At 54.5% G+C, this 12,843-nt stretch carries 12 protein-coding genes; 8 read left to right on the plus strand and 4 right to left on the minus strand.

Going from position 1 to position 12,843, the window contains the following annotated elements:
• Positions 1 to 12: 12 nt before the first annotated feature.
• The 3 genes from ET464_RS16060 to ET464_RS16070 form a co-directional block, all read right to left on the minus strand.
• Positions 13 to 921 (minus strand): D-alanine--D-alanine ligase, encoded by a 909-nt coding sequence (locus ET464_RS16060; RefSeq protein WP_129444493.1) that lies wholly within the window; start codon positions 919 to 921, stop codon positions 13 to 15.
• A 62-nt stretch (positions 922 to 983) separates the two neighbouring features.
• Positions 984 to 2,456 (minus strand): aminotransferase-like domain-containing protein, encoded by a 1,473-nt coding sequence (locus ET464_RS16065; protein WP_129442626.1) that lies wholly within the window; start codon positions 2,454 to 2,456, stop codon positions 984 to 986.
• 142 nt (positions 2,457 to 2,598) lie between these two features.
• Complete coding sequence (locus ET464_RS16070; protein WP_244226571.1) at positions 2,599 to 3,513, minus strand: helix-turn-helix domain-containing protein; 915 nt, start codon at positions 3,511 to 3,513, stop codon at positions 2,599 to 2,601.
• Between the two features lie 237 nt (positions 3,514 to 3,750).
• Here ET464_RS16070 and ET464_RS16075 point away from each other — a divergent pair, with 237 nt between their 5' ends.
• Complete coding sequence (locus tag ET464_RS16075) at positions 3,751 to 5,421, plus strand: glutamine--tRNA ligase/YqeY domain fusion protein (protein ID WP_129444497.1); 1,671 nt, start codon at positions 3,751 to 3,753, stop codon at positions 5,419 to 5,421.
• Between the two features lie 174 nt (positions 5,422 to 5,595).
• Here ET464_RS16075 and ET464_RS16080 read toward each other — a convergent pair whose 3' ends face one another.
• Positions 5,596 to 6,072, minus strand: coding sequence for a DinB family protein (locus ET464_RS16080; RefSeq protein WP_129442629.1), 477 nt, complete (start codon positions 6,070 to 6,072; stop codon positions 5,596 to 5,598).
• A gap of 281 nt (positions 6,073 to 6,353) precedes the next feature.
• Here ET464_RS16080 and ET464_RS16085 point away from each other — a divergent pair, with 281 nt between their 5' ends.
• From ET464_RS16085 to mprF, 7 genes are all read left to right on the plus strand, one after another.
• Complete coding sequence (locus ET464_RS16085; RefSeq protein ID WP_129442632.1) at positions 6,354 to 6,911, plus strand: DUF420 domain-containing protein; 558 nt, start codon at positions 6,354 to 6,356, stop codon at positions 6,909 to 6,911.
• Between the two features lie 127 nt (positions 6,912 to 7,038).
• Positions 7,039 to 7,845: an AAC(3) family N-acetyltransferase gene (locus ET464_RS16090; protein ID WP_129442634.1), complete on the plus strand. Its 807-nt coding sequence runs from the start codon at positions 7,039 to 7,041 to the stop codon at positions 7,843 to 7,845.
• Between the two features lie 101 nt (positions 7,846 to 7,946).
• Positions 7,947 to 8,456: a hypothetical protein gene (locus tag ET464_RS16095; protein WP_129442636.1), complete on the plus strand. Its 510-nt coding sequence runs from the start codon at positions 7,947 to 7,949 to the stop codon at positions 8,454 to 8,456.
• A 71-nt stretch (positions 8,457 to 8,527) separates the two neighbouring features.
• Positions 8,528 to 8,668 (plus strand): hypothetical protein, encoded by a 141-nt coding sequence (locus tag ET464_RS19895; RefSeq protein WP_165280029.1) that lies wholly within the window; start codon positions 8,528 to 8,530, stop codon positions 8,666 to 8,668.
• 15 nt (positions 8,669 to 8,683) lie between these two features.
• A complete protein-coding gene (locus ET464_RS16100) occupies positions 8,684 to 9,205 on the plus strand; it encodes a GNAT family N-acetyltransferase (RefSeq protein ID WP_129442638.1) in 522 nt (173 codons plus the stop codon).
• A 27-nt stretch (positions 9,206 to 9,232) separates the two neighbouring features.
• Positions 9,233 to 9,922: a Yip1 family protein gene (locus tag ET464_RS16105; RefSeq protein WP_129442640.1), complete on the plus strand. Its 690-nt coding sequence runs from the start codon at positions 9,233 to 9,235 to the stop codon at positions 9,920 to 9,922.
• Positions 9,923 to 10,116: 194 nt separating this feature from the next.
• A complete protein-coding gene (gene mprF, locus ET464_RS16110) occupies positions 10,117 to 12,744 on the plus strand; it encodes a bifunctional lysylphosphatidylglycerol flippase/synthetase MprF (RefSeq protein ID WP_129442643.1) in 2,628 nt (875 codons plus the stop codon).
• Positions 12,745 to 12,843: the final 99 nt, after the last annotated feature.

Below are 12,843 nucleotides of genomic sequence, written 5' to 3' on the forward strand. Positions count from 1 at the left end.
TCCTCCGCTACTTTAATCTCTTTGCCGTTCCTCTAGCGAATACGTGATAATGTCGTCCAGCAGCGCGCTGAACGAAATACCCGCGGCGGCGGCGCTTTTGGGCAGCAGGCTGTTGCGGGTCAGCCCCGGCAGCGTATTGATCTCCAGCACATAAGGCGTGCCGTCTTTAATGATCATATCGATGCGCGCATATACGCTGCATTTCAGCGCCTTGTAGCTGGCGAGTGCGGCATCCGCCACCTTCTCCTGAAGCTCAGGGATCAGCTCGACAACCTGCTCTTCGGCAGCGCCGTCCTCGTATTTGGACGTATAGTCAAAAAACTCCGAGCTCGGGCGGATGGAGATGATCGGCAGCAGCTCGCCGTTTACAACCGGGCAAGTAATTTCGTCTCCGCCGATAAATTGCTCGATCATGACCGAACGGTCCCATTTCAGCGCCTCCAGAACAGCCGCTTCCAGCTCACCTGCATTGCGGGCAATGCAGGTGGCGATGCTGGAGCCGCCGGAGTTAGGCTTTACGACAACCGGGAAGCCAAGCTTCTCCGTATTGGCAGCGGCCAGTTCCTCCATGCTGCCGACATTCACCCAATCGGCGGTTGGGACGCCCTCCTGGCGGAGCAGCTTTTTTGTCACGTCTTTATCCATGCAGGCGCTGCTCGACAGCACGCCGCAGCCGGTGTAAGGGATGCCCAGCGATTCCAGCGTCGCTTGCACCGTGCCGTCCTCGCCGTATTTGCCGTGCAGGGCAAGCAGCGCGACGTCGATGCCTCCCGTTTTATCAATCAGGTCGCGTTTCGTATTAATTTCAATCGGATACACCTCATATTTGGAACGGTCGAGGTTGGCGACCATTTCTTTTCCTGTCAGCAGCGATATTTCCCGTTCTGAAGATACGCCGCCCATAATAACTCCTACTTTCATCATGCTAATCTTCCTCCTTCATTCGTTGTAAGCGAGCCGCCGTCCGTCAGCCGCGAAGCCGGCTACAAAAGCTGCCTTGCCGCTTTGCCGATCCGTTCGATGCCTGCGGCGATTTGTTCGTCCGATACGCGGGAGAACCCGATCCGCATCGTATGCTGCCCTCCGCCATCCGTATAAAAAATATCGCCCGGCGTAAATGCCACGCCTTGCTTCAAGCAGGCGTCCAGCAAATCGCGGGTGCGGAAGGACGGCTCAAATGCTGCAAACAGATGCAGTCCGCCGTCCCCGGACAGCCGTTTGGCCGGCAGCCACTTTTTGCAGCATTCGCTGGCCAGCTCGTATTTTCGTTTATATTCGGCTTTGGCGCGCTTTAAATATTTTTCGAAATTGCCGTTATGCAAATATTGATACAGCAGTGACTGATCCAGCGTTGACGTATGAATGGTGCGGGCGCGCTTGACGCTTTCCATATAGTCGATCAGCTCTTTGTCCGCCGCCATCCACCCGACGCGCAAGCCGGGGAACAAAATTTTCGAGAAGCTGCCTAAATAGATGACCTGATTGGACTTGCCTGCGCAGGCGATGAGCGGAGCGACGTGAGAGCCGGAATACCGGAGCTCCTCGTTAAAGCCGTCCTCCACAATCGGGATATGCCGCTCGCTTAGCAGCCGGATCGCCTCCAGCCGCTTATGATGCGACATGACGATGCCGGTTGGATTATGGTAAGAGGGCACCAAATAAGCAAGATCGTAAGGGCGTTTATCCAGCTCCTCCCGGAGCATGCCGATATTTAACCCGTCCTGCTCCATCTCGATGCCGGTCAGCTCAAAGCCGTGCATGCGCATATTTTTAATGGCCGTGTTATGGGTCGGGTTTTCGCACAAAATCCGTTTATGATTCTGATTAAGGCCCGACAACAGCAGATTAAACCCTTCGGTAAAACCGTTTGTAATGAGCAGATCTTTGCCCGCCATATCCACGCCTTTGTTCTCCATATAACGCTTTAAATAATCGATCAGCGGCTTATAGCCTTTGGCATAGCCGTAGTTGAGCAGCACGTTGCCTTCAATCGACATCCGGTCGAGAAACGCGCGTTTGACGTTTTGCAGGTCGAACAGCTTTTCGTCCGGCGCAATGCTGGTGAAGGAAATCGTGCCTTTGCCGGCGCGGATGCCGTGCTTCATCAAGTCATGCTCTTCCGCCAGCTTGGCGTAGCCGTTCACGCGCTGCTTCCAGTCGATCCGCTGCTCTTTGCCTTCCCGGCCGCCGTCCTGCGCGCCAACCTGGGCGTTTGCAGCAGCGGGCACCACATAATGGCCTTTGCCCTGCAGCGGATAAATAAATCCTTCATCTTCAAGGTCGGCGTACGCGGTCAGGACGGTCGTCCGGCTGACACGGAGCAGGGAGCTGAGCTCCCGCGTGGACGGCAGCTTCTGATCCGCTTGGAATGCGCCTGTCGTCATCAGCCGTTTCAAATAGTCCTTCACCTGGATATAAGCCGGCCGGTCACTTGCCAGTTCGAAATCGGAATACATGCTATGCCACTCCCTTGCATCCTTATCATGCCATAATGCCTCTTGTCTTCAAAAGAACCACCGCCCCCGCCTTTCACGCGTCAAGTGGTCTGCCGCCGGTCCGTCAAAACAGCCGCTGAGCGGTCAGCGGCTGTCCGATCCATTATGGGCGTGCCTCAATATAATGAAGCAGCTTGTTTTCCACTTGATAAATCGATTTGGTGCGAATGCTGTATTCGGTTACATTTTCCCCTTCAAGATGGGCGTACAGCAGTCCTGCATTCCGCAGCTTGGCCAAATGGTCATGCGTGATCCCTTTCGAGAGCCCCAAGTAACGCACAATTTCAATAAAGGTGCGCGGCTTCTCTGCCACATACCGCAAAATTTTGAGCCGGTTTTTCTCCCCGAGGCTGCGAAGCAAGTTCAGGTCCGGCGTCGGAATCGTATCCGGGTCTCCGAAATAAAGCCGGGCGTTATAGAAGCAAACGATATAATGGTCAAAATGATAAACGATATTGCGGGGCTGAAAATGATATTGCGGAATAAGAATAAGCTGACTCATGCCGGGCAGCGGACGGAACATCAGTCCGTTCGTCGTCTCGTCAATCGCAGATTCCGCCGGCAGCTTCTGCAGCATCTTGCTGCGCGCCTTCGCTTCCTGTTCCAGCGCATGGCCGATTGCCGGGTCAAGCTTGCTGAAATATTGGAGGTGCCACTCTCGCAGCAGCGCGGTTATGCGTGTGCGGTATTGTTCCAGGTCATCCGGATAAGGATGGCTGTATTCGGCGAACAAAGCTTTCATTTGCTTGGTATCCAGCTTGTCCAGCCAGCCTAGAAACTGCTCCGCCGATTTTTTGTCCGGGCATAACATCGCCAGCAAATAAGCGGATTTCCACTCGTCATCCAGCTTCATCCGCTGCAGCGCTTCATTCAGCTCCGGCGTGAGCTTGCTGCTCGTCTCCTCTATCCAGGAGAGCGGAAGGTCGATTTTTTTGTGCGAACCGCGGTTAATGTACGTATGCAAGCTTGCCATTAATTCATAAACAGGTGAATAAGCAACCGTAACCTGCCAATTCATATTCCACGCTCCCCAGCCGTCACATTCGGCAGCCCGCCTTATTCCGGGCTAATCCGCTCCGTACTCTATGAATGGAGTCTACAAAAGTATGAGCCAAACTTCAACCCTGAATGAAAAGGGCGGAGAAGGCGGGCGGAACAGAGGGACAATCTATTCCCGGGGTGGGTTATGTTTTCAGCGAAATTTGTGTATTATAGGAGGATATAAGCATGTCTGTGTGGGAAAGGTTGGTCGATGATGGAGAATACGGAAACAAAGCAGTTATCATCAAATTTCATTAAAAATATCGTCGTGGAAGATTTAAAGGAAGGCCGCGTCCAGGAAATCGTCACTCGTTTCCCGCCGGAGCCGAACGGTTACCTTCATATCGGACACGCCAAGTCCATATGCCTTAATTTTGAGCTGGCAGACGAATTTAAAGGGCGCACCAATTTGCGCTTTGACGATACGAACCCGGTTAAAGAAGATACCGAGTTTGTAGAGTCGATTCAGGAGGATGTGCGCTGGCTCGGCTTCGAATGGGACGAGCTCCGCTTTGCATCCGATTATTTTGAAGAGCTGTACAATCGTGCCGTTCTTCTTATTCGAAAAGGAAAAGCGTACGTCGACGACCTGTCGGCGGAAGAAATCCGCGAAAACCGCGGCACGTTGACCGAACCGGGCAAAGAAAGCCCGTACCGGAACCGCAGCGTGGAGGAGAATCTCGACCTGTTTGCGCGCATGCGCGCCGGCGAATTCGCAAACGGCGAGAAGGTGCTCCGCGCCAAAATCGACATGGCGTCGCCCAACATTACGCTGCGCGATCCCGTCCTGTACCGGATTGCCCATGCCCATCATCACCGGACCGGCGATGCTTGGTGCATTTACCCGATGTACGATTATGCGCATCCGCTGAGCGATGCCATCGAAGGCATTACGCATTCGATCTGTACGCTGGAGTTTGAAGATCACCGCCCGCTGTACGACTGGACAATCCAGGAATGCGAGATGGAGGCGACGCCTCATCAATACGAATTTGCCCGCCTGAACGTGACGAACACTGTCATGAGCAAACGGAAGCTGAAGGCGCTGGTGGACGAAGGCGTGGTGGACGGCTGGGACGATCCGCGTATGCCAACGATCAGCGGCATGCGCCGCAAAGGCTATACGCCGGAAGCGCTGCGCGCATTTTGCCGCGAGATCGGCGTTGCCAAAAGCAACAGCCTTGTTGACGAGCGGATGCTGGAGCATTTTATCCGCGAGGACTTGAAGCTGAAGGCGCCGCGCACGATGGCGGTGCTTCGCCCGCTCAAAGTGGTGATCACCAACTATCCGGAAGGACAAACGGAGCTGCTGGATGCGGAAAACAACTCCGAGAATGAAGCGATGGGCCATCGCCAAATTCCGTTCTCCCGCGAAATTTATATCGAGCAGGACGATTTTATGGAAAATCCGCCAAGCAAATATTTCCGCCTGTTCCCGGGCAACGAGGTTCGCCTGAAGCATGCGTACTTTATTAAATGCGAGGACGTCATCAAAGACGCGGACGGCAATGTGGTGGAGCTGCACTGCACCTATGATCCGGAAACGAAAAGCGGCTCCGGCTTTACCGGCCGCAAAGTGAAAGGCACGATCCATTGGGTTGACGCTTCCCAAGCCGTGCCTGCACTGTTCCGCTTGTATGAGCCGCTTATTACCAGCGAAGCGGAGGAAGAAGGCAAGCCGTTCCTGGAATGCATCAATCCGAACTCGCAGGAGCTGGTGCGCGGCTTCGTGGAGCCGAACATGAAGGATGCTGCCGGCCATGACAAATTCCAGTTTTTCCGCCACGGCTACTTTAACGTGGATCCGAAGGACTCGACGCCGGAAGAGCTTGTGTTCAACCGCATCGTATCGCTAAAAAGCTCGTTTGATCCGTCGAAGGCTTAACCAAACGCTTTTGCAATAAAAGAGGGTGTTCCCCGGCCGGCCGCTATGCGGCAATGGGGAACACCCTCTTTATGTAGAGAACGCGCCGCCCGGCGGGCGGGCAGAGCAGTGACGCGGCGCTTAGCGGTGCCCGTGACGGCACGAAGCGCCAATGCCGTCCTTCGAAACGGGCGCTTAGCGCTCGTCCTTGGACGGGCCGTATACGCCGGCAACCGGCAGGCCGGCAAGGCGCATCAGAATCGTCAGCTGGCCGCGGTGATGAATTTCATGCTTCATGAACAACGTCAGGAAGCTGCCGGCAGTGAACGTTCTGCCGAACAGGTTCATTTCTTTGGACAAGTCGGCATCGGTCCATTTTTGCGCGACCGCTTCGGTAACCGAAGCAGCCGAACGGCGGTACAGCTCGGCAATCTCCGCAGCGGAAGCAGGGTAAGCGGCTTCTTTGCTTGGCGGATCGAGCGCAACGCCTCCATAGGAAAGGACGCCGCCGGACGGCACCAAATGCCAGGCCAGCTTGCCGATCGACCAGTTGCCTGCTCCCGGCAGGGCTTCTTGCGCCAGGGACTCATCCGTCAGCGCATCCAGCAGCTTTTGCGTGGATTGCCGCTCGATGGCATAGTCATCTACGAAACTTTTAATCGTGGTATACATTGTTTTATGGCCTCTTTTCTCCTCGAGGAGTAATGATATTCAGACCTTAATATACCGCAGATGGCGGCATGGATGCCAGTTTCCATCGTCTCTCCCGTCAAGCCTTGTGCTCGACCGGGGATCAGGGTGAAAATAGACGAATCTGGAAACACTATACAGGTACGCGCGCTTGCAGGACAAATGTTCGAAGTGTTGTCACCAAAGGCGCCGCCGCATTCGGCAATTAACCCATATAATGAATTCATATCGATTGTAGCGGACAAGAGGAGGATTATCGGGTCATGAGCAAGCAAAACGATCACATTCAACCGACCAGCACTAAAAACTACGCGATATTGATTATTACCGTATCGCTTATCGCTAACCTTGTCATTTTGCTGCTGTTTTTCTCGCCGATTGGCTATGAGGGGCAAGTGCATTTTGATACGACGATTTTTCCGCGGCTTAACGCTGTGCTGAACAGCTTTACGTTTATTTTCCTTGTGGCGGCGCTAATCGCGATTATCCGAAAAAACGTTAAAGTACATAAAGGCTTTATATTGGCAGCATTTGCGTCAACGCTGCTGTTCCTCGTGTCGTATTTGACCTTTCATTATATTTCGGCTGAAACGGCCACTTACGGCGGCGAAGGCATCAAGCGCCCGATCTATTTCTTTATTCTGATTACGCACAGCGTGCTGGCAGCCCTTATCGTCCCGCTTGCGCTGTTTACGCTTGTATGGGGCTGGACGATGCAGCTGCACAAGCACCGCCGCATTGCGCGCTGGACAATGCCGATATGGCTTTACGTCAGCATCACCGGCGTTGTCGTATACTTGTTTATGGCGCCATATTATTGATTGGACACACTGGCTGGCAGGCCGGCGACCCGGGGTCGCCGGCTTTTTTTATTTCACCTAGCGCCTTATTGGCGTGGACAGCCATGCTATAATGAGATTTATTTCATTATTATGGATGTGAGTGTATATGGAACAATTAAAAGGTAAGCTCATGACCGTCCGGACGCTGGCGGAAGATTTCCGCAGGCTGGGCATGTGTCCGGGAATGACCGTCATCGTTCATTCCTCGTTTAAATCAATCGGCAGCTGGGTGCTTGGCGGACCTGTATCCGTCATATTGGCGCTTGAGGAAGTGCTTGGCCCCGAAGGCACGCTTGTTATGCCCGCCCATTCCACAGACTTGTCGGACCCGGCAGGCTGGCAAAATCCGCCCGTTGATCCCGCATGGTGGGATGTGATCCGGGAGAACATGCCGCCTTATGACCGCGATTTGACGCCAACAAACCGGATGGGCATCATTGCGGAGCTTTTCCGCAAGCAAAACGGCGTGCTGCGGAGCGCGCATCCGCAGCTGTCATTTGCAGCACGGGGCAAACATGCCGGAATGGTGACGGATAACCATTCGTATGAATACGGATTGGGGGAAAATTCGCCGCTTGCGCGTATTTATGAGCTGGACGGGCATGTGCTGCTGCTCGGCGTCGATAACGGCAACAATACGTCCATCCATTTGGCGGAATGCCGCAGCTCTTATCCGTCGAAGCAGGAGACGGCTGCCTATGCGCCCGTTGTCGCAAACGGTCAGCGGCAATGGATCGGGTATGCCGATCTCGCCTATGACAGCTCGGACTTCAGCCGGATCGGCGAAGATTTCGAGCGGGATACCGGACTTGTAAAACGGGGGCTGATTGGACAGTCCAGCGCGCTGCTGCTGCCGCAGCGGGCAGTTGTGGATTACGCGGTTGAGTGGATGAAACGAAACCGCAAGTCATAACACGTATGTATGGAAAATAATGTTATAATGATGTTTATAACGGTTGGATTGATTTGCTGCCTGCAGCATGACGGGCCTGGCATCCGGAAGGAGAAAAGGTTATGCGCTTGTCTAAAGGAATCGTGTGGCTGCTTGCCATAATGATCGGACTGCTGTTTGCTGCCCCGCATCATATGTCCGTTTCGTTAGGCGAGCAGCTGTTTGGCTTGCTCGGATTGCCGGCCCATGTACCGGCGGGGGGAGCGCAATTCCGGCTGGAGGCCATTATAGGGATCGTGTTCATCATCGCCGGGATGATAGGCGTATACAAGGTATACGGCAAAGGGCGCATTTCTTTTGGCATCGGGCTTTGGATAGCCATTGCGGTTTGCGCTGAAATTTATCCGCATGCAACGGCAAAGCTAATGACGTTTGTATATTACGATGCGGACGGTCCGCGTTCCGTCGCTTATAATCCGGAAGAAAGCAGCTGTTCGCTTGTGAAGCGGGAAGGGAAGACGGCGCAGGCGGAATGCCGCCTTGTCCTCTATAACTACGGGCGGTTAAGCCAAGTTACCCTTATGCCGGTTCTTGTTATGCCGGAAAGGCTGGGGGAGGCCCCATTGCATTAAGGCCGGCGGACACCTCGCTGGAACCGCATCATAAAAACAAGCTGTTTTATACTTATGAGGTGGATGGCGGGATGTTGGGAACGGAGCTTGGCGGAAGCAACTGGTCGGGTTCCGTTCCGGCTGAACAAGTTTATGTTTCAGTCAAGCCTTATGGCGCGGCTGAACGGACAGCGGGCAGCTTCATGAATAACCTATTGCCGCAAGGCAGCTAGAAGAAGGAGTATGACATGACGAACGATACGAACTTAACTTATACGATTGCCGATGCGGAGTGGAGCGATCTGCCGCATATCGTGGCGATTTACAACTCAACTGTTGCCGGCCGTATGGTAACGGCCGATCTGGAGCCGGTGACGTTGGAAAGCCGGCGCCGCTGGTTCGAAGAGCATTCGCCGGATTTCCGGCCGCTCTGGGTTATGAAGTCAGCCCAGGGCGATATAATGGCCTGGCTCAGCTTCCAGTCGTTTTACGGGCGGCCGGCCTATAATGCAACGGCGGAACTGAGCATATATATTGCTGAAGAGCATCGCGCAAAAGGGCTTGGCAGCGTGCTGGTCCGGAAGGCGATTGATGAATGCCCGCGTCTCGGTGTCCGGACGCTGCTTGGTTTTGTTTTCGGGCATAATGAGCCAAGCCTTGCGTTGCTCCGGAAGTTTGGCTTTCAGGAATGGGCCAATCTGCCTCGCGTGGCGGAGCTGGACGGTGTGGAACGGGATTTGATCATTGTAGGCAAAAGAATCGGAGAGTAATCCGACGATGAAAAAGGAGCGCAGCCGATGACCGGACAACCAGCATTACCGCATGAACCACTCGGCTCCGAGCCGCCGTCCGGCGGGCCGGGAAAATGGCCTTGGCTGGAAATATGGATCAAGCCGCGGGCGATTAGCCGCTATTATTTGAATCAGCCGTACCAATTCCGCAAGCTGCTTCTTCTGGCTGCACTAGGCGGAGCGGTCATGGGTTTGACCGATGCGAGCATCAAGCCGGAGACGCTGGACAACAATCCGCTGGGGCTGCTGCTTTTTGGGCAATTGGTTCTGGGCGTCATCGGCGGATTGATCGGCTTCTACCTGGTCAGCTATCTCGTTCGGGTAGCCGGCGGCTGGCTTGGCGGAACTGGAGACAAAGAAGATCTGCGTACGGCGATTGTATACGGCTTTATGGTTCCGTCGCTGGTGCAGGGCATATTGTGGATACCGAAGTTTCTGGTGTTGGGCCGGGAGGCGTGGATACAGAAGACGGTTGCCGCGCCGTTTGACAACACGCCTTTTATGGACAATTACAGCTTGTTTGAGCTGTGCATTGCGGTCTGGGCGATTGTTGTGTTCGTGAAGGCAGTTGCCGAGGCGCACCGCTTTTCGGCTTGGCGCAGCCTGGGGGCGGTTCTTTTGTCGCTGGCGCTGTTTTTTGTAGCTGCTATCATCATCATTTTCTTTATTACCCTGCTGTTTAGCGTGTTTATATAAGGGATTAGCTCCCGTATCATGATGTGTTTCGGCCTGAAGCTGCAGTGCGGCTCAGGCTGGTTTTTATTTATTGCGAGATTGAGGGCTGCTTATGGAAGCTGAATAAATCCGGCTGCCGTTCTCAAACGTACATATAAGGTTAAAGTCCGAATGCGTTCAACTTTCGATACAACGTTAGATAGAGGGTGCATGTGATGGCCGGAATAATCAAGCGGCTGGCTTCGTTTAAATCCGTATTCAAATTTTTGTTTCCGGTTATCATTCTCCTGTTTCTGTACACACAAACCGGAAGCTTTATCCGGGATATTAAGCCTGCCGCTGCGCTTCATCTGCTGAAACAGCTGCATTGGGCGGATCATGCGGAGCTTGTGCTCGTCTGCTTTGCTGCTGTCGGAGCGATGCTCCTGTACGACGGGCTGCTGATGAAATGGAATAAAGCGCAAATTCCTGCTTTGTCTGTGATCAAAATCAGCTGGATCGCCAACACGTTTAATAATGTGATGGGTTTTGCCGGAATAACCGGCGCGGGGCTGCGCCTTACGCTGTACCGCAAATGGGGGCTGCAAGGGCCGGCATGGCTGCGTACGCTCGTCTATCAGTCGCTGTCCGCACTGACCGGGCTGTCTATCCTGTCGCTGCTGCTGCTTGCCGGCGCATGGCGGGACGATCGCTTGCTGCGCGACCATGTGTGGCTGCTGCTTGCCGTTATTGCAGTTGCGGCGTATGCCGTGCTGTTTGCGCTGCTGGGCAAGCTGCCGAGGCTTGGGCAATGGCTGGGGCTGTCCGACGCAGGCGGTGCTCCGGCCTCGCACACGGCGCCGGTGTACGCGATCGCCGCTTCGCTGGCGGAGTGGTTTGCCGCAGCGGTTTCTTTTGCGTTTATCGTCCATTTGCTTCATTTGCCGATCGGCTTCAGGGAGACGATGGGCATTTATACGGCGGCCGCCGTTGCCGGCGTAGCCAGCTTCGTGCCCAGCGGGCTGGGCTCCTTTGATGCGGTGGTGCTGCTGGCTTTCCATCATCAGGGTTTGTCCTCCGACCAGGCGCTGGCCGTGCTGCTGCTGTACCGGATTTTTTATTGCCTATTGCCATGGAGCTTGGGGCTTGCGTTTGCTTCCACCGAGTGGATGCCCAACAAGGAAAAATGGGCGCAGGCGCAACATCAAATATTAAAACCAGCCGTCAAACGCTGGCATTCCGTCTGGAATTGGCCAAGCCAGTCGGCTCTTCTAAGCGATATTAGCGCCTGGGCGCTTGCGGCATTGGTTTTTATAAGCGGCATTCTGCTTCTGACCTCTTCGGCCACGCCGGGCAGCTGGCACCGGATGCATCTGCTTGAGCAATATGTGACGCCGTTTACAATGAAAGGCTCGCACCAGTTGGCCGTATTGTTTGGCCTGCTGATGCTGATGGTATCGGAAAGCTTGCGGTTCCGGGTCAAACGGGCTTATTACGCCGCGTTGTTCCTGCTTGTCGGCGGCACGGCGTCGCTTGTATTAAAGGGCTTTGAATTTGAAGAAGCAGTATTTCTTCTGTTTGTATTGCTGCTGCTCTGGTTGTCCAAAGACCGGTTTAACCGCAAAGAAGCGCCTTTCTCGTTAAGCCGGACGTTCATTTGGGCTGCCGTATCGCTTATTGTCATTGCCTTGTACCTGTCGCTTGGCTTGTCTACCAATGAGCTTCCGCCGGAGCTGAGCAAGTTTCATGCCCATTGGTACGCCCGGTATACACTGAAGGATGGGGAGCTGCAGCGGGAAGCGGTAGTGGCGCTTGCGGTCACTTGGGGACTGTTGTCCGTCCGCCGTTTATTTCTGCCCAGCCTTCCGCCTGCGCCGCTCCCGGATCAGCGGGATATGGCGAAGCTGGAGCAGCTGCTTACGCAGTATAACGGCAACTTCCTGACCCATCTGCTGTTTATCGGGGACAAAAGTTTCATGTGGGCGCCGGACGGGAACGCGGTGCTTGCTTACGGCCGGTACCGCAAAACGCTGGTGGCGCTGGGCGATCCGATTGGCGATCCCGATTCCATCCGGCTGCTCATCCGCGAGTTCCGCGATTATGCCGACCGCTATGCGGCAACGGCTGCTTTTTATCAGGTGCGGGCCGAATATTTGCCGCTGTATCACGAATTCGGCTACCGCTTCTTCAAGCTGGGGGAAGAGGCGGTAGTGCCGCTCGCAAGATTTCATTTGACCGGCCGCCGCAAAGCCGATTTGCGCGCTGCCTGCAACAAATTTGAACGGAACGGCTATACGTTCGGAATGATTCGTCCGCCTTTTGCGCCCGTGCTGCTGTCCGAACTGAAGGACGTATCGGATGAATGGCTTGGCGGCCGTAAGGAAAAAGGCTTTACGCTCGGCACCTTTAAAGAGTCGTATTTGGAGCTGGCGCCTATCGCCGTCCTGCGGGATAACGAGGGAAGGGTTGCCGCTTTCGCCAGCCTCATGCCTGTATACGATAAAGGCGTATCCGTACAAATTGACCTGATGAGGCACCGCAAAGGGCTAAACGGCGTTATGGATGTGCTGTTTGTCCATTTGCTGGAGTGGGCCAAGGCGGAAGGATACGAGACGTTTAATCTCGGTATGGCGCCGCTTGCCAGCGTCGGGGAGTCCAGCTACTCCTACCGCGGGGAAAGACTGGCAAGGTGGGTATTTCTGAAGGGCAACCAGTTTTACGGCTTTCAAGGCATCCGCCGGTTTAAGGAAAAGTTCGATCCTGAATGGGAGCCGCGTTATTTGGCTTTTCCGCAAAACAGCCTGTTCCTGAAGCTGATCATGCAAATTACGAGGATGATATCCAAAGGAGAGCCGCGGCGGTAGCCTGCGGAGCAATTTTATAAATGACAGCCGGTCCGCTCTCGCGCTGCAAGAAGTGAAAGTGGTAAAATAAGTCCATTACTGTCCACATTGAAGGGAGCA

The organism is Paenibacillus protaetiae (assembly GCF_004135365.1).
In the GTDB taxonomy this organism is placed as follows: Bacteria; Bacillota; Bacilli; order Paenibacillales; family Paenibacillaceae; genus Paenibacillus_AP; species Paenibacillus_AP protaetiae.

What these genes read in the sequence shown, in the direction of transcription:
- ET464_RS16105 (WP_129442640.1), top strand. Translation starts at nt 9,233, where the DNA reads ATGACCGGACAACCAGCATTACCGCATGAACCACTCGGCTCCGAGCCG.
- ET464_RS16060 (WP_129444493.1), bottom strand. Translation starts at nt 921, where the DNA reads ATGAAAGTAGGAGTTATTATGGGCGGCGTATCTTCAGAACGGGAAATA.
- ET464_RS16065 (WP_129442626.1), bottom strand. Translation starts at nt 2,456, where the DNA reads ATGTATTCCGATTTCGAACTGGCAAGTGACCGGCCGGCTTATATCCAG.
- ET464_RS16100 (WP_129442638.1), top strand. Translation starts at nt 8,684, where the DNA reads ATGACGAACGATACGAACTTAACTTATACGATTGCCGATGCGGAGTGG.
- mprF (WP_129442643.1), top strand. Translation starts at nt 10,117, where the DNA reads ATGGCCGGAATAATCAAGCGGCTGGCTTCGTTTAAATCCGTATTCAAA.
- ET464_RS16070 (WP_244226571.1), bottom strand. Translation starts at nt 3,513, where the DNA reads ATGAATTGGCAGGTTACGGTTGCTTATTCACCTGTTTATGAATTAATG.
- ET464_RS16090 (WP_129442634.1), top strand. Translation starts at nt 7,039, where the DNA reads ATGGAACAATTAAAAGGTAAGCTCATGACCGTCCGGACGCTGGCGGAA.
- ET464_RS16075 (WP_129444497.1), top strand. Translation starts at nt 3,751, where the DNA reads ATGGAGAATACGGAAACAAAGCAGTTATCATCAAATTTCATTAAAAAT.
- ET464_RS16085 (WP_129442632.1), top strand. Translation starts at nt 6,354, where the DNA reads ATGAGCAAGCAAAACGATCACATTCAACCGACCAGCACTAAAAACTAC.
- ET464_RS16095 (WP_129442636.1), top strand. Translation starts at nt 7,947, where the DNA reads ATGCGCTTGTCTAAAGGAATCGTGTGGCTGCTTGCCATAATGATCGGA.
- ET464_RS19895 (WP_165280029.1), top strand. Translation starts at nt 8,528, where the DNA reads ATGTTGGGAACGGAGCTTGGCGGAAGCAACTGGTCGGGTTCCGTTCCG.
- ET464_RS16080 (WP_129442629.1), bottom strand. Translation starts at nt 6,072, where the DNA reads ATGTATACCACGATTAAAAGTTTCGTAGATGACTATGCCATCGAGCGG.